General features: G+C 64.0%; 28 protein-coding genes. 6 read left to right on the top strand and 22 right to left on the bottom strand.

The genetic code is table 11. The annotated features are described in order from the left end of the window. Positions 1-65: 65 nt before the first annotated feature. Together CO655_RS04040 and CO655_RS04045 are read right to left on the bottom strand one after the other, a co-directional pair. Positions 66-1,343: an L-fuconate dehydratase gene (locus tag CO655_RS04040; protein WP_097663885.1), complete on the bottom strand. Its 1,278-nt coding sequence runs from the start codon at positions 1,341-1,343 to the stop codon at positions 66-68. Between the two features lie 79 nt (positions 1,344-1,422). Further along, entirely contained in the window at positions 1,423-2,157 is a 735-nt protein-coding gene (locus tag CO655_RS04045) for an SDR family oxidoreductase (RefSeq protein ID WP_097663886.1), read from the bottom strand. Positions 2,158-2,458: 301 nt separating this feature from the next. Here CO655_RS04045 and CO655_RS04050 point away from each other — a divergent pair, with 301 nt between their 5' ends. After that, positions 2,459-3,244, top strand: coding sequence for an IclR family transcriptional regulator (locus CO655_RS04050; protein ID WP_097663887.1), 786 nt, complete (start codon positions 2,459-2,461; stop codon positions 3,242-3,244). 71 nt (positions 3,245-3,315) lie between these two features. Beyond that, positions 3,316-4,152 carry an amidohydrolase gene (locus tag CO655_RS04055; RefSeq protein WP_097663888.1) on the top strand — a complete coding sequence of 279 codons (837 nt, stop codon included), beginning with the start codon at positions 3,316-3,318 and terminating at the stop codon, positions 4,150-4,152. A 31-nt stretch (positions 4,153-4,183) separates the two neighbouring features. Here the strand turns inward: CO655_RS04055 and CO655_RS34230 are convergent, their stop codons facing one another. Further along, positions 4,184-4,429: a hypothetical protein gene (locus CO655_RS34230; protein WP_245423755.1), complete on the bottom strand. Its 246-nt coding sequence runs from the start codon at positions 4,427-4,429 to the stop codon at positions 4,184-4,186. A 470-nt stretch (positions 4,430-4,899) separates the two neighbouring features. Between CO655_RS34230 and CO655_RS04070 the strand changes: the two genes are divergently transcribed. Beyond that, positions 4,900-5,304 (top strand): helix-turn-helix transcriptional regulator, encoded by a 405-nt coding sequence (locus tag CO655_RS04070; RefSeq protein ID WP_004668301.1) that lies wholly within the window; start codon positions 4,900-4,902, stop codon positions 5,302-5,304. A gap of 41 nt (positions 5,305-5,345) precedes the next feature. Here the strand turns inward: CO655_RS04070 and CO655_RS04075 are convergent, their stop codons facing one another. The 13 genes from CO655_RS04075 to CO655_RS04130 form a co-directional block, all read right to left on the bottom strand. After that, positions 5,346-5,612 (bottom strand): hypothetical protein, encoded by a 267-nt coding sequence (locus CO655_RS04075; RefSeq protein WP_004668299.1) that lies wholly within the window; start codon positions 5,610-5,612, stop codon positions 5,346-5,348. A gap of 65 nt (positions 5,613-5,677) precedes the next feature. Then, positions 5,678-6,421 (bottom strand): TfuA-like protein, encoded by a 744-nt coding sequence (locus CO655_RS04080; protein WP_097663889.1) that lies wholly within the window; start codon positions 6,419-6,421, stop codon positions 5,678-5,680. After that, complete coding sequence (locus tag CO655_RS04085; protein ID WP_097663890.1) at positions 6,418-7,683, bottom strand: YcaO-like family protein; 1,266 nt, start codon at positions 7,681-7,683, stop codon at positions 6,418-6,420. Before CO655_RS04085 ends, CO655_RS04080 begins: the two co-directional genes overlap by 4 nt. Before the next feature lie 13 nt (positions 7,684-7,696). Continuing rightward, the gene (locus CO655_RS33750) at positions 7,697-7,840 is read right to left on the bottom strand and encodes a hypothetical protein (RefSeq protein WP_176539216.1); all 144 of its coding nucleotides are present in this window, start codon (positions 7,838-7,840) and stop codon (positions 7,697-7,699) included. Positions 7,841-7,943: 103 nt separating this feature from the next. Beyond that, positions 7,944-9,896: a BTAD domain-containing putative transcriptional regulator gene (locus tag CO655_RS04090; RefSeq protein ID WP_097663891.1), complete on the bottom strand. Its 1,953-nt coding sequence runs from the start codon at positions 9,894-9,896 to the stop codon at positions 7,944-7,946. Between the two features lie 248 nt (positions 9,897-10,144). Continuing rightward, positions 10,145-11,068: a carboxylating nicotinate-nucleotide diphosphorylase gene (nadC, locus tag CO655_RS04095; RefSeq protein WP_170964991.1), complete on the bottom strand. Its 924-nt coding sequence runs from the start codon at positions 11,066-11,068 to the stop codon at positions 10,145-10,147. Then, a complete protein-coding gene (locus CO655_RS04100; RefSeq protein WP_097663892.1) occupies positions 11,046-12,587 on the bottom strand; it encodes an L-aspartate oxidase in 1,542 nt (513 codons plus the stop codon). Before CO655_RS04100 ends, nadC begins: the two co-directional genes overlap by 23 nt. Next, entirely contained in the window at positions 12,584-13,555 is a 972-nt protein-coding gene (gene nadA, locus CO655_RS04105; RefSeq protein ID WP_097663893.1) for a quinolinate synthase NadA, read from the bottom strand. Before nadA ends, CO655_RS04100 begins: the two co-directional genes overlap by 4 nt. 69 nt (positions 13,556-13,624) lie before the next feature. Further along, complete coding sequence (locus CO655_RS04110; protein ID WP_170964990.1) at positions 13,625-14,554, bottom strand: hypothetical protein; 930 nt, start codon at positions 14,552-14,554, stop codon at positions 13,625-13,627. 339 nt (positions 14,555-14,893) lie between these two features. Next, the gene (locus CO655_RS04115) at positions 14,894-15,709 is read right to left on the bottom strand and encodes a 3-methyl-2-oxobutanoate hydroxymethyltransferase (protein WP_010031211.1); all 816 of its coding nucleotides are present in this window, start codon (positions 15,707-15,709) and stop codon (positions 14,894-14,896) included. A 26-nt stretch (positions 15,710-15,735) separates the two neighbouring features. Further along, on the bottom strand, positions 15,736-16,959 hold the full coding sequence (locus CO655_RS04120) for an FAD-dependent oxidoreductase (RefSeq protein WP_097663894.1): 1,224 nt from the start codon (positions 16,957-16,959) through the stop codon (positions 15,736-15,738). Positions 16,960-16,969: 10 nt separating this feature from the next. After that, positions 16,970-17,284, bottom strand: a complete 315-nt coding sequence (locus CO655_RS04125; RefSeq protein ID WP_010028639.1) for a MocE family 2Fe-2S type ferredoxin — start codon at positions 17,282-17,284, stop codon at positions 16,970-16,972. A gap of 22 nt (positions 17,285-17,306) precedes the next feature. Further along, positions 17,307-18,395 carry a fatty acid desaturase family protein gene (locus CO655_RS04130; protein WP_097663895.1) on the bottom strand — a complete coding sequence of 363 codons (1,089 nt, stop codon included), beginning with the start codon at positions 18,393-18,395 and terminating at the stop codon, positions 17,307-17,309. Positions 18,396-18,525: 130 nt separating this feature from the next. On the opposite strand from CO655_RS04130, the gene CO655_RS04135 reads away from it, so the two are divergent. Both CO655_RS04135 and CO655_RS04140 read left to right on the top strand, forming a co-directional pair. After that, entirely contained in the window at positions 18,526-19,554 is a 1,029-nt protein-coding gene (locus CO655_RS04135) for a LacI family DNA-binding transcriptional regulator (protein WP_097663896.1), read from the top strand. 161 nt (positions 19,555-19,715) lie between these two features. Then, positions 19,716-20,528, top strand: a complete 813-nt coding sequence (locus CO655_RS04140) for a TIM barrel protein (protein WP_097663897.1) — start codon at positions 19,716-19,718, stop codon at positions 20,526-20,528. Positions 20,529-20,614: 86 nt separating this feature from the next. Here the strand turns inward: CO655_RS04140 and cobM are convergent, their stop codons facing one another. Both cobM and cbiE read right to left on the bottom strand, forming a co-directional pair. After that, on the bottom strand, positions 20,615-21,373 hold the full coding sequence (gene cobM, locus CO655_RS04145) for a precorrin-4 C(11)-methyltransferase (RefSeq protein WP_097663898.1): 759 nt from the start codon (positions 21,371-21,373) through the stop codon (positions 20,615-20,617). A gap of 4 nt (positions 21,374-21,377) precedes the next feature. After that, positions 21,378-22,610: a precorrin-6y C5,15-methyltransferase (decarboxylating) subunit CbiE gene (gene cbiE, locus CO655_RS04150; protein WP_097663899.1), complete on the bottom strand. Its 1,233-nt coding sequence runs from the start codon at positions 22,608-22,610 to the stop codon at positions 21,378-21,380. On the opposite strand from cbiE, the gene CO655_RS04155 reads away from it, so the two are divergent. Then, positions 22,609-23,379 carry a cobalt-precorrin-6A reductase gene (locus CO655_RS04155; protein WP_097663900.1) on the top strand — a complete coding sequence of 257 codons (771 nt, stop codon included), beginning with the start codon at positions 22,609-22,611 and terminating at the stop codon, positions 23,377-23,379. The genes cbiE and CO655_RS04155 overlap by 2 nt on opposite strands. Here CO655_RS04155 and CO655_RS04160 read toward each other — a convergent pair. The 4 genes from CO655_RS04160 to cobG are packed head-to-tail and all read right to left on the bottom strand — an operon-like array spanning position 23,343 to position 26,849. Then, the gene (locus tag CO655_RS04160; RefSeq protein WP_097663901.1) at positions 23,343-24,107 is read right to left on the bottom strand and encodes a precorrin-3B C(17)-methyltransferase; all 765 of its coding nucleotides are present in this window, start codon (positions 24,105-24,107) and stop codon (positions 23,343-23,345) included. The genes CO655_RS04155 and CO655_RS04160 overlap by 37 nt on opposite strands. After that, positions 24,104-24,835: a precorrin-2 C(20)-methyltransferase gene (locus tag CO655_RS04165; protein WP_097663902.1), complete on the bottom strand. Its 732-nt coding sequence runs from the start codon at positions 24,833-24,835 to the stop codon at positions 24,104-24,106. The genes CO655_RS04160 and CO655_RS04165 overlap by 4 nt, the downstream gene beginning before the upstream one ends. Then, complete coding sequence (locus tag CO655_RS04170; RefSeq protein ID WP_097663903.1) at positions 24,832-25,464, bottom strand: precorrin-8X methylmutase; 633 nt, start codon at positions 25,462-25,464, stop codon at positions 24,832-24,834. The genes CO655_RS04165 and CO655_RS04170 overlap by 4 nt, the downstream gene beginning before the upstream one ends. Before the next feature lie 2 nt (positions 25,465-25,466). Further along, positions 25,467-26,849: a precorrin-3B synthase gene (gene cobG, locus CO655_RS04175; RefSeq protein ID WP_097663904.1), complete on the bottom strand. Its 1,383-nt coding sequence runs from the start codon at positions 26,847-26,849 to the stop codon at positions 25,467-25,469. Positions 26,850-26,919 lie beyond the last annotated feature (70 nt).

The raw sequence follows: 26,919 nt of genomic DNA on the forward strand, positions 1-26,919 counted from the left end.
TCCCTCAAATGCGCTCAGGCATATGGCGGCGGGCGCCGACAAGGATAGCGGCGCCCAAGGCCGCATTAGCCGCGAAATGTATAGCTGCTGATCGAAGCCGGTTTCATCTCGATGGAGAAGCCCGGCAGAACAGGCGGCATGTAGGCGGCGTTCTCGATCCGGCAGGGGTCGAGGAAATGTTCGTGCAGGTGATCGACATATTCGATGACGCGGCCGTCCTTGGTGCCTGACACCGCGACGTAATCGATCATCGACAGGTGCTGCACATATTCGCAGAGGCCGACGCCGCCGGCATGCGGCCAGACCGGCAGGCCGAACTTGGCGGCGATCAGCAGCACCGACAGGACCTCGTTCAGCCCGCCCATGCGGCAGGAATCGATCTGGACGATGTCGATCGCGCCCTCGGCGATGAACTGCTTGAACATGATGCGGTTCTGGCACATCTCGCCGGTCGCGACCTTCACCGGCGCGATCGCCTGGCGGATCTTGCGGTGGCCGGCGACGTCATCGGGGCTGGTGGGCTCCTCGATGAAAAAGGGCTTGGCAAAGGCGAGCGCCTTGACCCAGTCGATCGCCTGGCCGACGTCCCAGACCTGGTTGGCGTCGATCATCAGGTAACGGTCGGGGCCGATCACCTCGCGGGCGATCCGCAGACGGCGGATATCGTCTTCCAGATCGCGGCCGACCTTCATCTTGATGTGGTTGAAGCCGGCGTCGATCGCCTCCTGGCAGAGGCGGCGCAATTTCTCGTCCTCATAACCGAGCCAGCCAGCCGAGGTCGTGTAGCAGGCATAGCCCTCCTTTTCGAGCAGAGCGATGCGCTCGGCCTTGCCCGCCTCGGCGCGCTTCAGGATTTCGACGGCTTCGGCGCGCGTCAGCACATCGGTCAGATAGCGGTAATCGACGATATCGGCGATCTCTTCCGGCGACATCTCGGCGACGAGCCGCCAGACCGGTTTGCCGGCCTGTTTGGCGAGCAGATCCCAGACGGCATTGACGACGGCGCCGGTCGCCAGATGGATGGCGCCCTTTTCCGGGCCGATCCAGCGCAACTGGCTGTCGCTGGTCAGATGCCGCCAGAACTTGCCGGGATGGGCGAGCACGTCGGTAAGCTCGGCGCCGACGATGAGATGGCGCATCGCCTCGATCGCCATGCAGCAAATGTCGTTGCCGCGGCCGATGGTGAAGGTCAGGCCGTGGCCGGCAAGATCAGGCGCGTCCGTATCGAGAATGACATAGGCGGCCGAATAATCCGGATCGGGGTTCATCGCATCGGACCCGTCCAGGCTTTGTGAGGTGGGAAAGCGGAGATCGAAGACGCGAAGGTCGGTGATGCGGGTCATGTTGTTCCTCCCGATTGCAATGGCCGGATCGGCCGGCAGCCTGCCGGCCTCCTCATCGGCGAAAGCGCGTTGCGCTGGGTCAGATCGTCCAGCCGCCGTCGATGGCGATCGCCTGGCCCGAGGTGTAGGTGGCGCCGGCGAGATAGACGGCAAGATCGGCGATCTCTTCCGGCGAACCGAGCCGGCCCATCGGCTGGCGGGCGATGAAGGCGGCGCGGGCCGCATCGTAATCGCCGCCGGCGCGCATGCGGTCCTGCAGCGACGGGCTTTCCACTGTGCCCGGGCAAATGGCATTGCAGCGAATGCCTTCGGCGACATAATCGGCGGCGACGGATTTGGTCAGGCCGATGACGGCGGCCTTGGTGACGCCATAGGCGAAGCGGTTCGGCACGCCCTTGATGCTGGAGGCGACGGAGGCCATGTTGATGATCGCCCCGTCCTTGCGCTCGAGCATGCCGGGCAGTACGGCGCGGATGGTGCGGATCATCGCCTTGACGTTGAGGTCGAGGGCGAATTCGAAATCGGCATCCTTCATCTCCAGGATCGATCCGGCATGGACGAAGCCGGCGCAGTTGAACAGCACGTCGACCGCGCCGATCTCGGCGACCAGAGCTTGGACCGCGTCTTCGTCGAGCACGTTCAGCTTATGGATGGAAACGCCGGTTTCGGCGGCGAGCGTCGCCAGCGCGTCGGTGTTGATGTCGGTGGCGTGGACCTTGGCGCCGGTCGCGGCAAAGGCTGCCGCCGTCGCCCGGCCGATGCCCTGGCCGGCGGCGGTGATGAGAACGGTCTTGCCGGAAAGTCTGTTTGTCATGTCACGGGCCTTTTCTGGAATTGTCTGCGCGAGCGGTGCGTATAGTCATATCTTGGCGAAGGCCGGGCTGAGATGGAATAGGTTGTCCGCCAGCGCCTGCCATTTTCCCTCTTTGCGCGTTGCGGCCCGCCTGAGGCAAGGCACGATGCCGGCTTCTCGTCGTTTCCGTCGATCAGTTGTCTTCAGCAATAATTTGTCTGTTTATAGACAAACAGACGATTGGCCGAGGGTCAAGCACGAAGTTTTGCTTTTCCGGCCGCGGTTCTGCGTATATGCAGAATAATATTCACAGGAGGATGGAATGGAGCCCGACGAGTCAGACCGCTATCGCGCTCCGGCCCTCGACAAGGGCCTCGACATCCTGGAACTACTTGCCGGCGTCGACAGCGGCCTTACGCAGGCGGAAATCGCCAAGCGGCTCGACCGCAGCCCCAACGAATTCTATCGCATGCTCGACCGCTTGGTGCGTCGAGGCTACGTCACCCGGCTGGACGGCGATCGCTATTCGCTGACGCTGAAGCTTTTCGGGCTTGCACAGCTGCATGCGCCGGTGCGCCGGCTTGCCTCCTACGCCACGCCGCTGATGCGCGATCTCGCCCAGCGCGCGCGTCAGGCCAATCACCTGGCCGTCTTCGATCGCGGCGCCGCCGTTGTCATCGCCCAGCAGGAAGCGCCGGATTATTGGGGATTCTCGATCCGCATCGGCGCCCATATCAGCCTGTTCGACACCGGTTCGGGGCATGTGCTGCTCGCCTTCCGCAGTGATGAGGAGCGGGAGATGATGATATCGGAACATGTGCGCAACCGCGCTGATATCGAACTCGGCGCCGAATTCTACGATCGCCTCGATCAGATCCGCGAGCGCGGCTACGAGATGATGGCGAGCGCCCAGACCTCCGGCGTCTACAATCTGTCGGCGCCGGTTCTCGGGCCGGATCGGCGCTGTATTGCCGCCCTCACCTGCCCGTTCATCGCGCTCGTCAATGCGCCGTCGGCACCCGACATTACGCAGACGATCATGCTGGTGCAAAAGACCGCCGCCGAGCTCTCGCAGCTTGCCGGCGCCGACGTCAGCATCCCAGCCTGAGCTGTCGAATTTCTATTTGAACAATCCATTCACCAGGGATAGCTTGCCGCAAGCCAGCTTTGGAGGAACCCGTGCTCATCGACACCCATCTGCATGTCATCGATCGGTCGGCGCTGCCCTATCCCTGGCTCTCCGGCGTACCTGCGCTCGACCAGGATTTCCTCTACGAGACCTATGCAGCCGAAGCGCGCCGCTGCGGCATCACCACGGCGCTGCATATGGAAGTCGATGTCGATCCGGCCGCCATGCAGGCCGAGACCGACCACATCGCCGACATCGCCCAAAAGCCCGGTAGCCTGATTGCCGGCGCCATCGTCTCCTGCCGGCCGGAAGATCAGGGCTTTGCCGCCTATCTCGAGCGGCAGAAGGCCGATCCCTTCGTCAAGGGATTTCGTCGCGTGCTGCATGTCGTGGCCGACGACGTCTCGGAGGGCGCGCTGTTTCGCGAAAACATCAGGCGCATCGGCGGCAGCGGTCTGACCTTCGACCTCTGCACATTGCCGCATCAGGCCGGACGCGTCGCCGCCCTCGTCGATCTTGCGCCGGATGTGCAGTTCGTGCTCGACCATTGTGGCGTGCCCGATATCCGTTCGGACGCCTTTCAGCCGTGGAAGGCCGGCATAGCAGAGATCGCCCGGCGGCCGAACGTCATCTGCAAGATTTCGGGCGTCGTCGCCTATGCCGATGCCGAGACGTGGACGGCGCAGACGCTGCGGCCCTATATCGACCATGTCATTGCAAGTTTCGGCTGGGACCGGGTCGTCTGGGGCAGCGATTGGCCGGTCTGCACGCTCGGCGGCGGCCTTTCCACCTGGGTTGCGGCGACCCATGCCGCGCTCTCCGGCAGCAGCGAGGCGGAACGTTCGAAGCTGCTCTTCGCCAATGCCCAACGGCTCTGGTCACTCTGACGCGGCTTTTGCCGGGGTCAGGGCGGCAGCATCATCCTTGGAGGATGGCCGCGCCGGCATAGTGTATCGAAGTGGTACGGTCGGCATCCTGCAAGCCGGCGCGCAGGAACAGGCAATGATGGCACATCGCGGCGTTGCCATGCGCCCGGGCATAGGCCGGATCGAGTTCGACGGCGCGTTCGAGCAGCCCGTCAACGAAAGCCGGCACGCGTGCTGATGGCTGTTTCTCCACCTGGGCACGAACAATATTTCGAAGAACTTGCCGAGCTCGCGGCATCCAGCCCTCCGGGTTCCATGGCGCTTGCCGACCGTCGAAGCCGCTACCACACGGATCGGATATCCATTCTGACGACAAGGGCGCAGGCTCGATCGACACTTTGCGCTTGCGACCGCATAACTGCCAAATCGCAATCGATTTAAGGATAATTAATTCAAAATATTGCAGCCTCTTTTGCGCAGTTTTGCAGGCGCGGGGCGTGGTAATCCCGGAACATGCCGGCGGTTGGAATCAAGGGTAGCCCGCCCTCTCTCCCGTAGGTGACGCCACATCCCAAAATCAGGTGATGTATCGTCCAAAAGTACTACTTTGGCATGCTTTTTGCTCCTGCTAATATGAAGCGAGGTGATGTTTCGGTTTGGGACGACTTACAGCCGGGCAATTGCTAGCTTTGTGTAACTCAGGTAAAAGTTGTCAGACACGGATATGGCGAATAACCTCATCTCCGTGTCCTCAGGAGGGAAAATAAAATGAAAGAAGAACCGCACGCAGTGGATGTCCACGTCGGGAAGACCATCCGCATACAGCGTCTGCTGCGGAAAGTCTCGCAGACCGAATTGGGCGATCGCGTCGGCGTGACATTCCAGCAGATCCAAAAATACGAAAAAGGCTCCAACCGCGTTTCCGCCAGCATGCTGGTCGAAATCGCCGGCGCGCTGAAGGTCGACGTCAGGACGTTCTTCGACGACCTGTCCACTCCTGATACGGCCAACGACAACCCCGCTCCCAGCGAGGAATTCGTTATTTCGCGCGAGGGCGTCCTTCTCAACGCCGCGTTCTTCTCGATCAAGAACGAAGCGCTTCGCAAGAAGATCCTGAAGCTCGTCCAGGCAATCGCCCACACCGAGCAAATGGACGGTGAAGCGGCCGAATAGGCCGGATCTCCTTCACGCGTTCCGAACGGACTGCATGAAGGTCAATGGCGATCGATCAGGATCAGATTCTCGCTGGCGTCCTTCATTGCGATCTTGGCCTTGCTGCCGAGCAGTTTCTCGAGGTTGACGTCTAGCTCCCTGTCCGGATCTATGCCGTCCCAATCGATGACGACCTGCAGCAGCGCCATGTTCGTCAGGTGCATCAGATTACGCAGCTGAAGCTTTTCAGCCTCCTCCTTGGCTGCCGACAGCAGCCGGAAGATCCTTGCGTATTCACTGCCTGTACCTTCGTTATGTTGTTCAAACATTGTCCCGCCCCTTTGGCCGTGGAGGCCTCAGATTCCATCACCACTGCATCTTTTCGCCATTACCGTTATACAAGCGTTACAGGCGTCACACTGCGCGTGACTTCGGCGTGCAAAAGCTCCCAGTGAGAGGTCGCGGCAAAGTGCCAGTCACGGTTGATGGGCACGAATTCGTCACGGCGCAGCCATTCCAGCACCAGCCGCGCGTCGTCCCGCTTGCGTTCGACCCGGTTCTTGCGGAGGGCCGCGAGCAGATGGTCGCGGCGCGCCTTGCGGAAATGGCACTCGTCCACCACCCGCGCATAGGTGCGTTCGGAGAAATGCAGGAAGCGGCCGGAGAGCAGCAGTTTCTTGCGCTCGGCCGACGAAATCTCACCGCCGGCGTGAAGCGCATCGATCGTCGGCTCGAAATCGACCCAGGGCACCGAAAGCGGCAGCCAGCCGAGCGCCTGCGGCGCATGCACAAGCGCGACGGCCTCGTCGTCGAGCAGCCGTCCGGACTGGTAATCTTCGAAGATCGAGCCGAGCCCGACCATGCCGAAAGGAGCGCATTCGGCGGCCCGCAATGCGCCCATGCTGGCGCCGCCGGCAACGGCGACATCGTGCTCGAGCGCGTAGAGAATTTCCTTGTGCCAGACCGAAGGCAGATCGCCGAAATAGCCGTCGACGAGGCCGATCGCGGTGGCCCCATCCTCCACCGCTTTGAGAATGTCGCCGCAGACGGCAGGCGGCCGGAAATCGATGCAGGGAGACATGTTTCTCGCTGCGGCAAGACCGCCACCAAGGCTCGGACCGACGAACAGAACCTTCATGATTGGGCTCCCCTCATGGTGTTGACGGCGCGCAGGCCGAGTTGGATGTACTGACCTGAAATATCGACTTCCAGGCCCGGCACGATCACCCTGACGACGGAGACCGGCAGAGCCTGATAATGCGGAAACGGCACGACGACGATCTGCTCGATGCCGGTCGCCGTCAGCCGGTCGGCAATGTGGCCGATGGTCTCCTGGATGGTTGCGGGACGGCGATGGCGGGGCTGGAAGGCGCGCATTCGGCTATCGCCCTCCCAGAGTTCGACCACCTGCCGCATCGCCGCACTCCTGTCGAGCCGCTGATAGATGCGCGGCGAGAAATCGTCGCGGCTGCCGGCGATCGCCGTCAGCCGGCTCTGCGCCGCCTCGGTGATGGCCCGCAGCGCAGCACGCACGGGATCGGGATGGCAGCCGCAGCCGCCGCAGACATGGGCCCAGCGCGCATCGACGCGGTCGGACAGATTGCCCGGCATGATGACGGCCAGAAAAGCCGGGACACCGATATCCGTCGTCATGTCGAGCAGCAGCAGACGCATGCCGGCGCGCGAAATCCGGTCGGTCATGACATCGATGACCGCATCACCGAAGGAGGCGGGGTCGATGCGGCTCTCCTTGAGGCGCTGCGGCGATTTCAGCTGGGTCAGGGCCCAGGCGTCGCGCTCCACCAGTTCGCAAAGCCCATGCAGGACCGCTTCGGACGGCGTGTTGCCGGAGGCGAGCCCGTCGCTCGACTGCTCGAAGCCCGACGGTCGCTCGCCGCGATGGTCAAGGCCGACGAGCCACCAGGGGACAAAGACGCTGCTGCCGGAGAGGATGTCGAGGCCTGAGCACCAGGGGATGGGGCCGCCGCCGATGTCATCGGGCGCGCAGCGCGCAACATTGTCGAGATCGATCATGGCGGCGCCTTCCGCCCGCATGCTCTCGACGGTCGCCAGTGTCAGGTCGGCTGGCGCAATTTCCGCGATCCGCGTCTCGATCGCCTCCATGGCGGCCGACGCCATGGCGGCATCATTGTCGATGCCTTTGCCCTGGAAGACCGAAAGCGTATGGCTGTTCGGCCTCGTCGCGAAGGCGACGGGGATGTTCAGCACATCGAGAGCGGTCAGCAGGCCGACGCGCGTAATGCCGAATTCGCGCAGATGCGGCCTGACGGCGGCCAATGTCTGCGCCGGCGTGACCGCGCGGTCATGATAGTCGCTGATGCCGGCCGATGATCGTTCGAGGTCACCGGCTAGCGTTTCAAGGTCGGCGAAGGCGGACATACCTGTTTGTTCCTCAGCGGAACTTCAGGGCGTGTGTCAGATTTTCCAGCGCGTTCGCAGTGATGTTGAGTTCGTCCTGCTTCATCGCTGCCTTGGCTGCAGCCGAGAAACGCGGCTGGAAGGGCATTGCGGCATTGGTTTCAACAGTGGCTTTCATGTTCCATCTCCAATGGATAGGCAGCCGGGCTGCCGTTAACCATTGGAGGGGAACACTACCTGCGTCATTTAAGCGTTACAGGCTTCGTTAAAAGGCCGCATAATCAGGGAAGTCCGGCCAGATGCAGGCCATGAATCAGCGTTTCGGTGTACCGGGGATCGCGATCGGGCACGAAATGGCGAATGTCTTCGCTGCGGAAATCCGGGAAATTTTCCAGAACAACCTTGGCATAAGTGCCGGCCTTTTTCACGTCGCCCGCCATAGCATGGGCGGCGGCGAGCAGTCGGGCGGTCGCCTGTTTGGACTTCACCGGCTCAAGCGCTTCGATCGTCTGTTGGTATTCTCCGCGATCGAAATGAATGCCGCCACGATTCCAGTAGTAATAATCGGGGGGCAAGGGATTAAGCTTGAAAGCAGCCTTGTTCAGATCCAGCGCTTTGTCAAAGTCACTGTAGTGGCACAGGGCATCGGCATAATCGGCGAGGATGTCGGCATCGTTGGGATTGAGATCCTGGGCCTGCTGGAAATATTCCAGGCTTTCGTCGAAACGGCGGCGGTACAGCGCCACGAAGCCGAGTTCGCGGTAGGCCCGGCCGCTGTTCGGGTCGGATTGCTGGGCGAGCCGCGCGGCCCCATTCGCCTCGTCGAGCAGGTCGGTGTCCTGCATGCCGCGGATCAGCCATTCCATGCCGAGCGCGCGCGACACGCCGGCATGGGCGGCCGAGAAATTCTCGTAACGATTGAGCGAAGATTTGAACCATTTGCGCGCCTGGCGCAGATGCTGCAGGTCGGTCTGGGCGATCAGCCGCTTGCCTTCCAGATAGAGACGGTAGGCGGATGGCGGCGCATCGCCGATCGGCATCACCAGTTCGTGGCGCTCGATCGTGTCGGCGAGCGAGGAAACAATCCGCCGTGTCAGATGCGCGAAGGATTCGCTGATCTTCTGCATGACCAGCGGCAGTTCCAGCGCCCAGATCACCTCCGACGTCGTCGTCCGCGTCAGCCTGCAGGTCGCATAGACATCCTCGTCGCGGCCCTGGATGGTCACGTAGACCGCATAATCGAAGCTGAGGTCGAGGGGGCCGGGGACGGCGCGCGCCGGATCGACCGAGCGGCTGAGGATCTCGAGGCTCGTATGGGCTGCGATCACCTTGAAGCCGCGCTGCTGGCTGAGGCCGATGGTGACGTCTTCGAGAAGGGCCCGGCCGACGCGCTCCATCAGCGGATCGGTAAAAATACTTTCAGGCGGCAGGATGATGATCCGCGGCTGGCCGAGCGGGTCGGCGAAGCCGCCGAGCGCGGAGGACGGGCGCTCGGCCGCGGCCTGTGCTGCCGGGACCAGGCCGAGTTCGCGGGCAAGCGCGGTGGTGCTTTCCTCCGGCTCGGTATCAAAGTCGTCCTTCAGCTGGCTCTTGCACTTCAGATAGGCCTGACGGGCCGCGGCAAGATCGTTCATCCTGACATAGAGGCGCATCAGGGCCCGATAGGCCGTCTCGCTGGCGGGGTCGAGTTCCAGCAGCCGCCGGGCAAAGGCGACCTGCTCTTCCTCCGATCTGTCTTCGCCAGCCTCGACCAGCCGGGTGAGATGGGCGGCGCGCAATTCGTCAACACGCTGGCGCTCGAAGGTCAGCCAGTCCTCGGCCCCCTGCGTCGGCGACTTGGCGCCTTCGAGCAGTTCGCCATTCAGGATGTCGCCGTCTTCAGCGGCGAGCGGCCCTTTCTGCTTCAGCAAATGAACGTCGACTTCCCAGCCATCCGCAAGCCCGATATGGGTTCGGGTTGCGGCAAGCAGCGGCGGAAGCTCGGCGGGGATACTCTGCTCGATGCGCGACAGCAGCTGGCGCAGGCTGCCTGCCCGCTTTTCCGGCAATTCCGATTGCCAAAGCTGGCGCCTGACGGTTTCGCGGTCGAGTTCGAGATTGGCTTCGGCGGCGAGCATGGCGAGGAGAAAATAAGACTTCTCCGGCAAGGGGAGTTCCCTCCCCGCTGCCAGCAGTCGCGGCCTTCCGAGCAGGCAAAGCCTGCTCGTCGACATCTGTCCGGATGTCCGTTGCATCCCGCTTCTCACCCCTGAAAGCCAAGCGCGCATACGCACTCGCCGGTCAACTCTATGTTAGAGCTATATGCGGTCCGCGCATAGCGGCTTTGCTATCGAAAAGCGGATTTTTCGTCGAATATTTGCATTTTTTCGCGTCTGCCGACAGGAAATGCTTGCCAACACTTTCCAGGCGACACGAATTGCCGTCCGTTATTTCAGCCGAGCGAGGCTCGATGGCCGGCAATTTCAGCGAGCAGAGCCGAGGATCACAGCACCGGTGCGACGCGTTTGGCGCGGGGTTCCGCCGCGGTTGCGGCCTCGACGAAATCGAGGCCGATATCCAGCACCGGCGCGCTATGGGTCAGCCAGCCGACGGAAATGAGGTCGACACCGGAGGCCGCGATTGCGGCGGCTGTTGCCGGCGTCACCCGGCCGGATGCCTCGGTGATCGCCCGGCCGGCGACGACGGCGACGGCCTCGCGCAGCTGATCCGGCGTCATATTGTCGAGCAGAACGGCATCGACGCCTGTTTCCATCGCCTCATGCAGCTGATCGAGCCTGTCCACTTCGACCTCGACCTTCACCAGATGGCCGACACCGGCCCGGGCCCGGCGGATCGCCTCGGCAACGCCGCCGGCGATCGCCACGTGATTGTCCTTGATCAGCACGGCGTCATAAAGGGCGAAACGGTGGTTCATGCCGCCGCCGGCCCGCACCGCATATTTCTCCAGCGCCCTCAGCCCCGGCGTCGTCTTGCGCGTGCAGGCGACAGAAGCTTTGCTGCCGCTGATGACGGCGGCAATCTCGGCCGTCACGGTGGCGATGCCGGAGAGATGGCCGAGGAAATTCAGTGCGGTGCGCTCGGCGGTGAGCAGGCCGCGCGACGGACCTTCGATGGTGGCGATCACGTCGCCTGGTTTGACCGCGTCGCCATCCTCGACATGGCGTCGCAGGACGATCTCGGGATCGACGAGCGTGAAAGCGAGCTCGGCCGCGTCGAGACCGGCGATCACGCCCGGCTGACGGGCGGCCATCACCACCGTCGAGCGGTGATCCCTAGGGATGACAGATGCCGACGTGATGTCGCCGGCGAGGCCGAGATCTTCGAGCAAGGCCGCCCGCACCAGCGGCTCGACGATCAGGCGCGGAAGGGGAACGAGGCTCATCTCAGGCACTCCTGGCAAGGGCATAGGGCGGGGTTGCGCGGGCGATCTCCAACGCCTGGGAAAGGCGCATCCGTCGGCGTTGCGCATCGGCGAGCTTCAGCGGAAAATCGGTGCGGGCATGGGCGCCGCGCGATTCCATCCGCAGGCCGGCAAAGACGGCGATCAACAGCGCGACGATGGCCGGATCGGCGGCAGGGCCGTCACTTTCGGCAAGCGGCAGCAGGGCAGCGATCGCGTCCTGGACGGCATCCCGATTGCGCAGCACGCCGAGATGGCGCGAGACGATCGGCCAGACAAGCGATGCGTCGGTCGACACCGGCAGCCTTTCGGATTGGCAGGGACTGCCGGTGCGTGCCGGCATGCCCGCTATGTCGCGCGCCGCCCGCATGCCCATCACCGCTGCCTCCAGCAGTGAATTGCTGGCCAGCCGGTTTGCGCCGTGCAGGCCGGTCGAGGCTGCCTCCCCGGCAACCCAGAGGCCGGGAACCGAGCTGCGGCCGTTGGCATCGGTCGCGATCCCGCCCATGTGGTAGTGAACGGCCGGGCGCACCGGAATGAGGTCTTTCGCCGGATCGATTCCGGCTTCACCGCAAAGAGCTGCGATAACCGGGAAGCGTGTGGCAAACCGACTGCCGAGCGCGTCGCGGGCATCGAGGAAGACCCTGTCGCCGCGGGCGATCTCGGCGCTGATGGCGCGCGCCACCACATCGCGCGGCGCAAGCTCGGCGCCCGGGATGCGGGCCATGAACCGCTCGCCGCGTTCGTTGACGAGCAAGGCCCCCTCACCGCGCACCGCCTCGCTGACCAGCGCTAAGGGCCTGCGGCGGGAATCGAGCGCAGTCGGATGGAACTGGACGAATTCCATGTCGGCGAGATCGGCACCTGCCCGTGCCGCGAGCGCGATCCCTTGGCCGAAATTGCCGAGCGGATTGGTGGTCGCATCATAAAGACCGCCGATGCCGCCGGTGGCGAGCACCACCTTTCCGGTCGGCAGGATGGCGGCTCCACCCGCGGTCGCGCAGAGCAGGCCGGCGACCTCGTCGCCGTCCATCAGAATCCGCCGCGCTTCGAAGCCTTCGAGCACGGATATGGCGGGCGTCTGCGCCACGGCCCGCACCAAGGCGGCGATGATTGCCGCACCCGAGCCGTCGCCTTCGGCATGGACGATGCGGCGGCGATTATGGGCCGCCTCCAGTCCGAGCGAGAATTCTCCCGCCGCATTGCGGTCGAAGCGCACGCCGGCCTGTTCCAGCGCTGCAATTGCCGACGGCGCCTCGGCGATGATGCCGGCCGCGACGGTCCGATGGCAGAGCCCGTCGCCGGCCGCAAGCGTATCGGCCAGATGCAGCGCCGCGCTGTCGTCGGCGCCGATGGCGGCGGCAATGCCGCCCTGCGCCCAGGCGCTCGAGGTCTGTGTGCCGAGGGCAGCGCGGGTGACGATGACCGAGGGTTCCGGCGCCAGCGTCAGTGCGGTCATCAACCCGGCCAAGCCGCTGCCGACGATGACGGTGCGCCCGCCAAGATGATCGAGACGTTCGCTCATATCGCCAGCATCCTTTCGACGGCGCGCCGCGCCGCAGCGGCGATTGCCGGATCGACCGTCACTTCATGGCGGTTTTCCTCAAGCGCGGCGCGGATATTGGCGAGAGTGATCCGCTTCATATGCGGGCAGAGATTACAGGGACGAATGAACTCGACGTCGGGATGGTGCACGGCGACGTTGTCGCTCATCGAGCACTCTGTCAGCAGCACCACACGCGCCGGCTTCCGGCTGCCGACATAATCCGACATCACGGCGGTGGAGCCGGCGAAATCGGCCTCGGCCACGACGTCGGGCGGGCATTCCGGATGGGCGAGCACCGTCACGCCGGGGTGGTTTTCGCGCAGCTGGCGGACATCGTCGGCGGTGAAGAGTTCATGCACTTCGCAATGGCCGTGCCAGGCGATGATCTCGACATCGGTCTCGCGGGCGACGTTGCGCGCCAGATATTCGTCCGGGATCATCAGCACCTTCGGCACGCCGAGCGATTCCACCACCTGTTTGGCGTTGCCCGAGGTGCAGCAGATATCGGAGGCGGCCTTCACCGCGGCCGAGGTGTTGACATAGGTGACGACGGGCACGCCGGGATGGGCCTGGCGCAACAGCGCGATATCCTCCGGTGTGATCGAATCCGCCAGCGAGCAGCCGGCGCCGAGGTCCGGGATCAGCACGGTTTTCTCAGGGTTCAACAGCTTGGCGGTCTCGGCCATGAAGTGCACGCCGGCGAGCACGATCACGTCGGCATCGACCTCGATCGCCTTGCGGGCGAGCGCCAGGCTGTCACCGACGATATCGGCCACGCCGTGAAAGATCTCCGGCGTCTGGTAATTATGCGCGAGAATGACGGCGTTGCGGCGGCGCTTGAGCGCGAGGATGGCGTCGACGTCGTTCTCGAACGCCATCCATTCGGCTTTGGGGATGACGCGGCTGACGCGCTCATAGAGCGAGGATGCGGAAACAGGATGATTCATGGCCGGCTCCTAATTATGCTCTATTTGAGCATATCATGGGCAAAGAGATATTCTCGTTCTGAGCATATGTCAATTGCGGGAGAGCGGTAATTTCGTTCCGGCGAGTGCCCGTTCCTCGAGCACGGTGTGGCGGAAGCGGAAAAGCTTGGCCGGCCGGCCGCCGGTTTCGCTTTCCGTGCCGCCGGTCTCCTCGACCAGTTCCTGCTGTTCGATCAGGCGGCGGAAGTTCTGTTTGTGCAATGTCAGCCCGGCGAGCGCCTCGATGGTGCGCTGCAGTCGCAGCAGCGTAAAGCTCTCCGGCATCAGCTCGAAGACGACGGGGCGGTATTTGATCTTGGCGCGCAGCCTGGCGATCCCGGTCGCGAGAATGCGGCGGTGATCGGCAAACATTGCCCGGCCGAGATTGGCTTCACCAGCACATCCGGCTTCGGCCACGAGCCCGGCTTCATAGAGCAGTTCGTAGCGTTGCAGCGCCAGATCCTCGTTCCAGCCGCCGCCATCGAGGCCGAAGGTGAAATCGGCGCGGCGATGGCGGTGATCACGCCGGGCCGGATCGGCATCCGCCCAGCTTCCGAGGCGCGTCATGATCTCATCCAGCACGGCCGGGCGGCCCTGCCGATGGTCTTCCCAGGGGAAATAGTCGTACCAGCCGTGCCATCCCGGCCGGCCGGCGCCCGCCTGCTCGTTGACGAGGCCGAGATAGCTGATCGAAATCGTCCGCCCGCCCGGGATGTCGTTGTTTCGGTCGCGGTCGGCGAAGGTATAGAGCTGCTCGAGATAGCCGACCGGGTGCTCCGTCTGTTCCTGGATCCATTCGCGCAGGCCTGATTGCAGGGTGCGATGGCCCATTTCGAAGGGACCTGACGGCAGCGCGCCGCCGGACCGGATGGTCATCACGCGCGGCTCATCCCCCGTCACTGCGACGAGCACCGCAATCAGTTCCGCATGCGCAAAGCCGATCGTCACAGGGGGCCGAATACTCCGTTCCGAATGGGTCATTCCTGACACAGGCGGGAGCGGAAGCCAATGGAACGGAAGCCACTTCGCGGGCCTTCCACATCTCTCTGTCTCTCGTGAAGATGCCTTTCGCTTGCGCTCAAGGCGTTCGTCGCGGGCGCTCCTCACCCCCCTCATCTGCCCTACGGGCATCTTCTCCCCGCTGGGGAGAAGGGGGAGCAAGATGCAAGCTTCGTTTTCTGCAAGCGAACCTTTTAGGAGGGCGAGACGCTGCCACATCCCCCTTCTCCCCAGCGGGGAGAAGATGCCGGCAGGCAGCTGAGGGGGTGAGCGACGATAGGAGCGAATGCGCTGAGCGCAAGCGAAGGCAAGAACAGACGCTCAGCTATTCCCCGTCTCGCCCGCCAGCCGATCCAGGAAAGCCTTCAATTCGCTTTCCTCGATGCCGACGAGATGGCGCTTTTCCGGGTAGGCGCCGGTTCGGACATCATCGGCGAATTCAGTGAAGGCGGCGATGCGTTCGCGCTGCAGCCGGTCGTGTTCGGCGGCGAAGTTGCGGTAGACCTTGGCATGGCGGGGATAGTGGTCGCGGTTGGCGCCAAGCACGTCGTCGGCGAAGAGATATTGGGCATCGCAGCCGCTGCCGGCCCCCATCGAGATCATCAGCATCGAAGTATTGCTGCTGATGGCGGCAGCGACATCGCCCGGCACGACTTCGATTTCGGCAGCGAAGGCGCCGGCCTCTTCCAGCGCCTTGGTCTGCCGCCAGATTTCGGCCGCACTCGCCGCCGTCTTGCCGACGGCGCGGAAGCCGCCGGTCCAGGTCGCCTTCGACGGGATCAGCCCGAGATGGCCGCAAACGGGAATGCCCTCATCGCGCAGGCGCCGGACGATCTGTAGGCTGGCGGCGCAATAGACCGCGTCGCCGCCGGCCTTCAGCGCCGCGAAGGCGGCGCGCAGATAGTCTTCGGCCGAAACATGGTCGCCATATTCGAGCCCCGGAATGGCAAAGGGCGTGGGCGCGATCTCGCGAAAGACCGGACCGAGCAGCGATGGCGGCACCGAGACGATGTCGATCCCCGCCTTTTCGGCCGCTTCCGCCTCTTCCAGCGAGGTGACGCGCAGCATGGTCAGCTGGCGCTTGCCTTTTTCCGAAAGCAGATCGGCGACGGTTGCACGCTTATGTTTTTTCATCATCAATTCCTTTGAAAATGTCGGACGGCTCAGGCGGCCAGAAGGGATTTCAGCTTGACGTCGGCGGCTGTCAGCGCCGACGGGGCGGGGTGGGTGCGTGCGGCGATCAGCATTTCCGCAAGCCTGATGTCGCGCGCCACCGCATTGCCCGGGCCGATGCCGCTGGCGGCGATCAGCCGTCCGTCGGCGTCGAGATGGAAAAGAATGAAGGCGCCGGCGCCGAGGTCGCGGCGGTAATGCGTGGCCGCCCCTTCGGCAAGGCCAGCAATCTGCAGCGTCATGTCGTATTGATCCGACCAGAACCACGGCACCGATGAAACGGCTTCGTCGAGGCCGAGCATGTTGGCCGCGGCCAATGTGCCCTGCTCCTGGGCATTACGCCAGGATTCGAGCCGCACCCGCCGGTCGCCATAGATCGGCAGCGGGAAGGAGCAGCAGTCGCCGGCCGCAAAAACGTCAGGCGCCGAGGTCCGGAGGCAGGTGTCGACGGCAATGCCGTTTTCGATCGTCAGCCCCGCCCTTTGCGCGATCTCGACATTCGGCCGCGCGCCGATGCCGACGAGAGCAAGATCGGCTTCGATCACCTCGCCGCTCGACAATCGGATGCGGGCTTTCCCGCCTTCCGCCGTCAGCGCCTCGATGGAGACGCCGCAGCGGATATCGACGCCTTCGGCGCGGTGGCGCTCGGTGAGCAGATGAGCGATCTCCTCCGGGACGCCGCGCTTCAGCACCCGTTCCAGCCCCTCGATGACGGTGACCTTCGCGCCGAGCAGGCGCGCCGTCGCCGCAAGCTCCAGGCCGATGAAGCCGCCGCCGATGACGGCGATATGCCGTCCTGGTTTCATGGCCTCGCGCAGCGCCGCCGCATCGTCATGGGTCCGAAGCGCGCGGATATGCGGACTGTCCTCCGGGGCGCCGGGGAACGATCGCGCGGCCGCGCCCGTCGCCAGCAGCAGCTTGTCGTAGAGAAGCGCAGTGCCATTCGAAAGCGTGACGGTCCTGGAGGCGGGATCGAAGTCCGTAGCTTCCAGGCCGGTCAGGAGCCGGATGTAGTTTTCGGCGTATTTTTCCGCGGCAACGATGAATTTCGGATCGCTCGCATCGGCCCCCGCCTTCGAAAGCGGCGGCCGCTCATAGGGGTGCAGGGGTTCCGCTCCGACAAGCGTTATTTCGCCGTCAAAACCCTTTTCCCGCAAGGCGAAGGCGGCGCGGGCACCGCATTCGCCCGCACCCAGGATGACGAAATGAGCCACGCCCGCCTCCTTATACAGCGATGAAGACGGTGTCGCCTTCGACCTTGACCGGATAGGTCTTGAGATTGACGCAGACCGGGGCGCCCTTGGCTTCGCCGGTCTTGTAGTTGAAGCGGCCGTTATGTTTCGGACATTCGATGATCTCATCCATCACCAAGCCGTCGGCGAGATGGATATGTTCATGCGTGCAGAGCCCGTCGGTCGCGAAGAACTCGTCGTCGGGGCTGCGGTAGACCGCGAAGGTGCGCCCGCCATGATCGAAGCGGATGACATCCTCTTCGTCGATCTCGTCCTTGCCGCAGACTTCGATCCAGTTTCCGCTCATCTTTGTCCTCCTCGATTTTCGATTATTGCGCCGCCGGCGCCAGTTCGTTGTGGAATTCCTCGCGATAGGGCCGCGCGGTGGCCGGCAGTTCCCGCCTCAGGAAATAATCCTCGTTGCGCAGCTGGCGCAGGAAGGCCGGGATCATCTCGCGATAGCCGGAGAGGATCGACGGGTTCGGCGCCGGCAGGTCGTGCTTGATCATCGCGTGCAGCTTCGGCAGCGCGTGGTAGGGCACCATCGGGAACATGTGATGTTCGACGTGGTAATTCATGTTCCAGTAGATGAAACGGCTGATGGGATTCATATAGACGGTGCGGCTGTTCAGCCGGTGATCGATGACGTTGTCGGCAAGCCCGCCATGCTGCAGCAGCCCGGTCAGCACATGGTGCCAGGCGCCGTAGAGACGCGGCAGGCCGATCAGCATCAGCGGCAGGATCGAGCCGGTGGCGATTGCGACGGCGATCGTGGCGAGATAGATCGCCAGCCAGATGCGGGCGATGCGGATCGCTTTGGGCTGCTCCATCTCGGGAATGAAGGTCTTTTCCGCGGCGCTGACGACACCGAAGGCGTTGCGCAGCATGTCGATGACAGCGTGCCAGACATCAAGGATGCCGAAGAAATTGAGAACCAGCCGGAGGAGGTCCGGCGGCCGCATCACAGCGATTTCCGGATCGCGGCCGACGATGACGGTATCGGTGTGGTGGCGCGCATGGCTCCAGCGCCAGGTCACCGGATTGCGCATGATCATGAAGCAGGCGATCTGGTAGACGGCGTCGTTCATCCAGCGCGTCTTGAAAGCGGTGCCGTGACCGCATTCGTGCCAGCGGCTGTCGGAGGCCGAGCCGTAAAGCACGCCATAGGCGAGGAAGAAGGGCACGGCGATCCACGAACCCCAGAAATAGATGCCGAGCCCGGCAAGAACCGCCATGCTGCCGAGCCAGATGACCGTGTCACGGATCGCCGGCGCATCGGAGCGCTGCATCAGCGCCTTCATCTCCTTGCGCGGAATATCGGTGTGGTACCATTGTGCTGCCGCCAGCCCCGTCTCGACGGCGGTGCGGCCGCTTTCGCCAAGCAGATCGTAGTCACGTTTCTTTGTCTGGGTCGCCATCATCTGCCTCCCGTTGCCCTGCCTGGGAGGATAGGTTGACTTTGTAAGGCGCTCAATGCAGGCTTGATATAATCTATCAAAAGCCATCAGAAATGGCTTGCATCCATGATCGAATCTATCAGGAACCCCGATGCGCCGTCCCACCATCTCCGATCTCGCCCGCGCCTCGGGCGTCAGTGTTGCCACCGTCGACCGGGTTCTCAACGGTCGCCACCGCGTGCGCGAGGAAACGGCGCGGCGGGTTTATGATGCAGCCCAGTCGATCGGCTACCATGCCGTCGGTCTCATCCGGCAACGCGTCTTCGAGGATCTGCCGCAATACAGGCTGGCCTTCCTGCTACAGAAGCCGATGCAACCCTTCTATCAGGCTTTCGCTCGCGAGATCGAAGTGGCGGCGCGTGCCGTGACCACCGCCCGTCTCCAGATCCAGATCGACTATCCCTCCGCTTCGACACCGGCGGCGATCGTCGAGAAGCTCAAGGCCCTCGGCGCCCGCAATCAGGCCATCGCTCTCGTCGCTCCAGACTATCCTGCGGTGACGGCGGCAATCGAGGAACTGAGGGAAGGAGACATTCCCGTCTTTTCGCTGCTTTCCGACTTCGCCTCAGGGGTACGCAATGCCTATATTGGCGTCAACAACCGCAAGGTCGGCCGTACCGCCGCCTGGGTGATTGCCAAGACTGCCCGTGTGCCGGGCAAAGTCGCCTGTTTCGTCGGCAGCCACCGTTTTCACGGACATGAGCTGCGCGAGATCGGTTTTCGTTCCTATTTTCGTGAAAACGCGCCGGAATTCGACGTCATCGATACGTTGATCAACCTGGATACCCCGGAGATCACCCACGAGGCAACGCTGACACTGTTAGAGAAACATCCCGATCTCGTCGGCTTTTACGTTTGCGGCGGCGGCATGGAAGGTGCGATCTCGGCGATCCGCGAAGAGGACGTCGGCGGCAGAATCGTCCTCGTGGTCAACGAGCTGACACCCGATAGCAAGGCGGGTCTTGCCGACGAAATCGTTGCCATGGCGATCGGCACTCCGTTGCCGGCACTCTGCAAGGAGCTAATGGCTCTGATGAGGAGCGCGATCGAAAACGGCGAAACCGCTGTTCCCGGGCAGATCTTCCTGCCTTTCGACATTCATATTTCGGAGAACATCTGAGAAATGATGGAATTCCATCATTCCGACGGAAATTCTTTCAGCGATGAGGGCGACGCGTGGGCGATGACGGATGGATTGCCAGGCAAATTCCGATAGAGATTCCCGGACTATTCACGAGGACTGCTCCGCCACGACGCGGAGACGAGGAGGAAATACCAGCCATGACTTCGATCCGCTTTGTGCTCAACCATATGGCCGCGCCGTCGCTTGCCATCGATGATTTCTTCGCGCTGGCAAAGTCGCTCGGCATCGACGCGGTCGAGATCCGCAACGACCTTTCCGGCAACGCCATTCTCGACGGGACCAAACCCGAAGCGATCAAGCAAGCCGCCGAGAGCCACGGGCTGACGATCATCTCGATCAATGCGCTGCAGCGCTTCAACGAATGGAATGCAACCCGGGCTGGCGAAGCGCAGGAACTGATCGACTATGCCAGCGCCTGCGGCGCCAAGGCGCTCGTCCTCGTTCCGAAGAACGATGGCACCGGCTGCGCCGATGGCGAACGGCAGGCCAATCTGCGCCAGTCCCTGACGGCGTTGAAGTCGATGCTCGAGAAAGCTGGGATCATCGGCCTCGTCGAGCCGCTCGGTTTCGAGATCTGCTCGCTGCGTTCGAAGACCGAGGCGGCCGAGGCGATCAAGGAACTCGGCGCGCAATCGACCTTCAAGCTCGTCCACGACACCTTCCACCATCACCTTGCCGGCGAAGCGGCGACCTTCCCGGAGCTTGCCGGTCTCGTCCACATTTCCGGCGTCAGCGACCCCTCTGTGTCGGTTGCCGATATGCGCGATTCCCACCGCGTGCTCGTCGATGGCGACGACCGGCTCGACAATGCCGGGCAGATCCGTGCGCTGCTGCAGGCGGGCTACAAGGGTCCGTTCTCCTTCGAGCCCTTCGCAGCCGAAGTGCATGCCGTCAAGGACCCGGCTGCAGCGCTACGCACCAGCATGGATCATCTCACCGCACGAGTTTGAGACTGCAAAGACCTGCGGCGCTGTCATGAAGTGTCGCCACGATTGTCGATGCGGTCGGCCGCTGGCGAGCGGCCGACCGCATTAATCTATTCGCGGCCCCTGAACCGGCGCTGATAGGCGGGGTCGTAAAGCGAGCTCTCACGAAAATCCTCTGCCGCAAGCGATGGGCCGACGAAGATGATCGCCGTGCGTTCGATCGGCTCGGCCGCAACCTTTGCCTCGATGTCGCGGAGTGTGCCGCGCAGCACGCGCTCGTCCGGCCAGGAGGCCTTGACGACGATCGCGACCGGGCAGTCGGCGCCGTAGAGCGGCGTCAATTCCGCCACCACCTGCTTCAGCGCATGGATTGCCAGATGGATCGCCAGCGTGGCGCCGGTGGCGCCGAATTTCGCCAGCGTCTCGTCATTCGGCATCGGCGAAGCGCGGCCGGAAACGCGGGTGAGCACCAGGCTCTGGGCCACGGCCGGGATCGTCAGTTCGCGACCGAGCACGGAGGCAGCGGCGGCAAAGGCCGGAACACCCGGCGTCATCGTATAGGCGATGCCGTGTTTTTGCAGCCGGCGCACCTGCTCAGCCACCGCACTCCACACCGAGAGATCGCCGGAATGCAGCCTTGCGACATCCTGCCCGGCAGCCGCGGCGGCGAGATATTCCGCCTCGATCTCGTCGAGCGACATCGGCGCGGTATCGACGATACGCGCGCCCGGCGGGCAATATTGCAGCAGGTCGGGAGAGACGATCGAACCGGCATAGAGACAGACCGGGCACTGGGCGATGAGATTGCGGCCACGCACCGTGATCAGATCCGCAGCCCCTGGCCCCGCGCCGATGAAATGCACCGTCATTCCGTCATCCTTTCGTCCAACGCCACTGCGTCACCGGCATGGCCGGCCGCCAGCCGCTCATGCCGCCGATGGCGCCGGCGCGCGCTATTTCGATGCGCGTCAGCGAGCCGCCGCGTTTTGCCTGTTCTGAGAGCAGCACGGCTTCCATTTCCAGCGTCACGGCATTGGCGACGAGCCGCCCTCCCCGCTTCAGCGCCGCAACGGCAGCATCGATGACGCCAGCCTCGCTGCCGCCGCCGCCGAGGAAGATCGCATCGGGTTCCGGCAGGCCTGCAAGCGCGCCGGGTGCTGCGCCTTCGATGACGGCGAGATGCGGCACGCCGAAGGCGGATGCGTTGCGGGCGATCCGCGCCGCCCGCTCCGGCGATTGCTCGATGGCAATCGTCTTCAGCGACGGGTCGGCAAGCATCCATTCGATGCCGATCGATCCCGAACCCGCGCCGATATCCCAGAGCAGTTGACCGTGCCGCGGCGCGAGCGCCGACAGCGTCATTGCCCGGATTTCGCGTTTGGTGATCTGTCCGTCATGCTCGAACAGTTCGTCCTCGAGCCCGGCGACGAAAGGCAGAATGCGCGCCCCCTCCCCTGCCGCGATATGGAGGGCGCAGACATTGAGGGGATCGATGTCCGCCAGATCGAAATCCGCGGCGATCGCGCTTCTGCGCCGTTCCCGCGCGCCGCCCAGAGCCTCGAGAACGGTAAGCTGTGACTGACCGAAACCATCGGCGGCAAGCAGGTTTGCCAGCGCGCGAGGCCCGTTCTCGTCCGAGGTCAGCGCGATGATGCGCCGTCCAGGGTGCAGATGCGGCCGGATCAGGTCGATCGGCCTGCCATGCAGCGAAATCGTCGCGACGTCCTGCAGCGGCCAGCCAAGGCGCGAGGCGGCAAGGCTGAAGGCCGAAGGCGCCGGGATGGTACGCATCTCTTCCACCGCCACATGGCGGGAGAGCGTTGCGCCGACGCCATGGAGAAACGGATCGCCGGAGGCGAGCACGACGACCGGCGTGCCGCGCCTTGCAAGGATGGCCTCGATCGAGCGCGCGAACGGGCTCTGCCAGGAAAATCTCTCACCTGATATCAGCGGCGCCGCCAGCGCATGATGCCGTGCGCCGCCAAAGACGGCCGGTGCGCTGGCGATCAGCCTTTTCGCCTCCTCGCCCAGCCCTTCTGGACCATCTTCACCGATGCCGATAATAGTCAGCCAGGGCTGATTGCCGGGAGGAGAGAGATCAGACATGGGACGACCTCGCATTCTGATCCTCGGCGGCACCAGCGAGGCGCGCCTGCTGGCCGAAGCGCTCGCGGCGCGCGACGATTGCGACGTTCTTCTGTCGCTGGCCGGTCGCACCGAAAAACCGGCTGCGCAGCCGGTTCCGGTTCGAATCGGTGGTTTCGGCGGCGCCGCGGCGCTCGCCGATTTCCTGAACGGGGGCGGATATGATCTGCTGATCGACGCCACGCATCCCTTCGCCGAGCGCATCTCCGCCAATGCCGCCCATGCTGCCGAGGCCACCGGCATAAGCGCGATCGCTCTGCGTCGTCCCGAATGGCAGCGCCTGCCGAGTGATCATTGGCGGGACGTGCGGAGCATTCCGGCGGCCATTGAGGCGCTTGGCCCCTCCCCCCGCCATGTTTTCCTGGCAACGGGCCGGCAGGGTGCGCATAATGCCGAAGCGGCAGCACAGCATCACTATCTCGTTCGCAGCGTCGACCCCGTCGAGCCGCCGCTTGCGCTTGCGAATGTCGATTATATCCTCGATCGTGGTCCGTTCACGCTGGAAGGCGAATTGGCTCTGCTGAGGCAGCACCATATCGATGTCATCATTGCCAAGAACAGCGGCGGCGTCGCCACCTATGCGAAGATCGAGGCAGCCCGCCTGCTCGGCATCGAGGTGATGATGGTCACGCGTGCGCAAGCGTCCACGGTCAAGACGGTCGAAACTGTCGAGGCGGCGCTGGCGGCGGTCGATCACCTCTTCCCCTCCGCCATGAATCGCGGGGTGTAGACGAGGTCCGGCCTGCCGGGCCGCGTGACGACCCGCGTTTCGGCCGAGCCGATGATGATGCAGGTCGCCATATCGGCCATCGAGGCATCCGCCTGCGACAGCGGCTGTACGGCGATACGTTCGTCCGGCCGTCCGGCCGCGCGGCCGAATATGACCGGTGTCGCTGCCGGCAGATGGTCGCGCAACAGCTTGAAGGCCTCGCCGAGCTGCCAGGGCCGCGCCCGGCTGATCGGATTATAAAGGGCGATGACGAAGCCGGCCCTGGCCGCCAATTCGATACGATTTTCTATTATATTCCAAGGCTTTAGATTGTCGGACAGCGAGATGGCGCAGAAATCGTGGCCAAGCGGCGCCCCGGCTCTTGCCGCCACCGCCAGCATCGCGGTGATGCCGGGCAGGATGGTGAGATCGACCGCACGCCAGGCGGCCGGGCCATTCTCGATCGCCTCGCAGACGGCGGCAGCCATGGCGAAGACACCGGGGTCGCCGCCGGAGACGACACAGACCTTGGCGCCGTCGGCTGCCATCGAAAGTGCCGCCCCTGCCCTATCCAGCTCTTCGCGATTGTCCGAGGCATGGCGCAGCTGATCGTCGCGGAGCTGCAGCCTGTCGAGATAGGGTCCATAACCGAAGAAATCCGTCGCTGCGTCGACGGCAGCCAATGCCTCCGGCGTCATCTGTTCGGGATTGCCGGGACCGGTGCCGATTACGAAAAGCGCGCCGCTCATCGGCGGCCCTCCCAGCCCGGCACCAGGACGAGCGAAAAATACGGCGCATCGCCGTCGGCCCTGTCGGCAAGCTTTGCCATGGCCGCATTCGCCATGGTGCCGCGTTCGACATAGACGGCTTCGCCGAGTCGTCCGGCAGTTTCCAGCGCCCGGCGGATTTTCGGCAGATTGCGGCCGACCTTCATGATGACGGCGGCTTGCGTATCGGCCAGGCGACGCGTCAGCTCGGCCTCGGCCATCGTACCGGGCAGTACGGAAAGCACGTCATCCCCCTGGACGATCGGCATGCCGGCCAGGGACCAGCAGCCCGACATGGCGCTGATGCCGGGGATCACTTCCGTCGGGTAGCGCTGGGAAAGTCTGACATGCAGGTGCATGTAGGAGCCGTAGAACAGCGGATCACCCTCGCTGAGCACGGCGACGGTGCGCCCGGCATCGAGATGGCCGGCGATTGCCTCGGCGGACCGGTCATAGAACTGGGTGATCAGGCTCCGGTAACGCTCGTCGTTCTTGTCGATCTCGGTGGTGACGGGATAATAGAGCGGCAGCAGCGTCACGCCGGATTTCAGCAGCGGCTCGACGATCGCCTTGCCGTTGCCGCCCCTGCCCTCTTTGGCGAAGTAAGCAATGACGTCGGCATCTTCGATGGCTCGGACGGCTTTAAGGGTCAGGAGCTCCGGGTCGCCGGGACCCGTGCCGACGCCGATCAGGCGGCCTTGTTTTGTCATAGGCCCGGCCTCGCCAGCGCATTGATGGCGGCCGCCGTCATGGCGCTGCCGCCGAGCCGGCCGCGCACGATGGCAAAGGGGACGCCATAGGAATTTTCCGCCAGCGCATCTTTCGATTCCGCCGCGCCGACGAAACCAACGGGCATGCCGAGGATGGCAGCGGGTTTCGGGGCGCCGTCGCGCAAGAGTTCGAGCAGGTGGAACAGCGCCGTCGGCGCATTGCCGATCGCGACAATGCTTCCGCCGAGCCGTTCGAGCCACAGATGCATGGCGGCGGCTGAGCGCGTATTGCCGGTCTTAACCGCAAGCTCCGGCGTGGCGGGATCGCGCAGCGTGCAGATCACCTCGTTCATCGCCGGCAGCCGTGCCCTGGTAACGCCCTGAGCGACCATTTCCGCGTCGCAGAAGATCGGTGCCCCACCTTTCAGCGCCTCGCGCGCCGCGCTGACGACATCGGCGGAAAACAAAAAATGCTCCGCCGCTTCGACCAGCCCGCAGGCATGGATCATGCGCACGGCGATCTCGGCCTGATCTTCGGTGAAGCGCGAAAGATCGGCCTCGGCGCGGATGATCGCAAAGGAACGCTCATAGATCGCGTCGCCGCTGCGGATATAATCGTAGTCTGGCATTCCTATTCCTGTCGCAGCGCCTTCGAAACGCCGGTTGCGCCAAGCCGTGTAAGGCAGGCGGCGGTCGATTCGCCAGCGCCTCTGTTATCTTCGATGGAGCGGGCGAGCCTCTCTATAGCGAAATCGATCCGTCCGCCAGCGATCCGTTCATCCGGCCGATCCATTGCCAACCCGTTGAGGATGAGATCGTAACCTTCAGCCGTGCCGGTCAGGGTCAGCGCCGGGCGCACATGCGCGCAGCCTTTGGCACAGCCGGAGAGATGCAGCGTCAGCGACCCGTCGAACAGGTCGGGTGCGGCGGCCAGGATGCGGCGGGCCAGCGTTCGTGTCTCGTAGAAGGCGGAGCCACAGGCGCCGGCGCCGGCGCAGGCGGCAATATGCTCCGCTTTCTCGCCAGGTTGCGCGCTGAAGCCATATTGGGCGGCCGCGGCTCTGATCGCCGGCACTCTCTCTGCCGGCAGGCCGAGGAAGAAGAAACCGCGACCCGGCGCCAGCCGGATGGCCGTTGCGCCGGAGGCTTTGGCGAGATCGAGCAGGGCGGTCAGGTCGGACGCTCTCGTCTGGCCGAATTCCGGCCGCACGCCGAGCACGGCTTTGCCGTCCGCCAGCCTATGCAGGCCCGGTAGCGGCATCCTTGCCGAGCACGACTGAATGGATCGGATGGTGGCCATGGCGGGAAAATGTGTTTGCAGAAGCACCGGATCGATATCCCGTGCCCGACTGCCCTGCCCGAGCATTGCCAGCAGAACCAGGATTTCGCCTACGGCCGAGACGGCCGCCTCCGCAGGACCGGCCGCGACCGGCGTTGCGGTCGCACCATCGCCGTTGATGGCGACAAGCCAATGCGCTTGGGATAGTGCGACGACACGAATATCGGCGGAAAGCGCCGACAAGCCGAAGGTTCCACCGCCGTCGATGACGATCGACAGTTTAGGCGCAAGCCGCGGCGAGGCGAGCAGTTCCTGAAGCTTGCTGCGCAGGGCCAGTTCCATTGCGGCCGGATCGCTCACCTCTTCCGGGTCGATGCCATGCAGCGGCGAGATCTCGATCGCCGGCCCGTCCGGCACGGTGATCCCGGCGGCATCGATATCGGAAGCGAGCTGTCCGACCGTCTCGGCCCGCAGCCCGCGGATCTGCAGATTGCCGCGTGCGGTGATCTCGAGAATGCCGTTTCCATGCGCCGCAGCTGAGCGAGCAAGGGCGGAGAATTGCGAGAGCGTCAACGCGCCGCCGGCCGGCCGCAGCCGCACGAGCAGGCCATCACCGGTCGGCATCGGCGCGGCAAGGGCGGGGCAGGCGCCGCGCGCGTGCCTCTTCGCCGCCGCGCGATCACGGCCGTCCGTCGCGTCTCTTCTATCGATCGCCTTGGCGGTCTCACTGCCCATTCTTAATCCTCTGTCCGTGTCTTACATGATCGCGGCAGACGCGGCAAAACATGATGGAAACGGTCGGCCG

Origin of the sequence: Rhizobium sp. M1 (assembly GCF_002531805.1) — a bacterium.
GTDB lineage: Bacteria > Pseudomonadota > Alphaproteobacteria > Rhizobiales > Rhizobiaceae > Rhizobium > Rhizobium etli_C.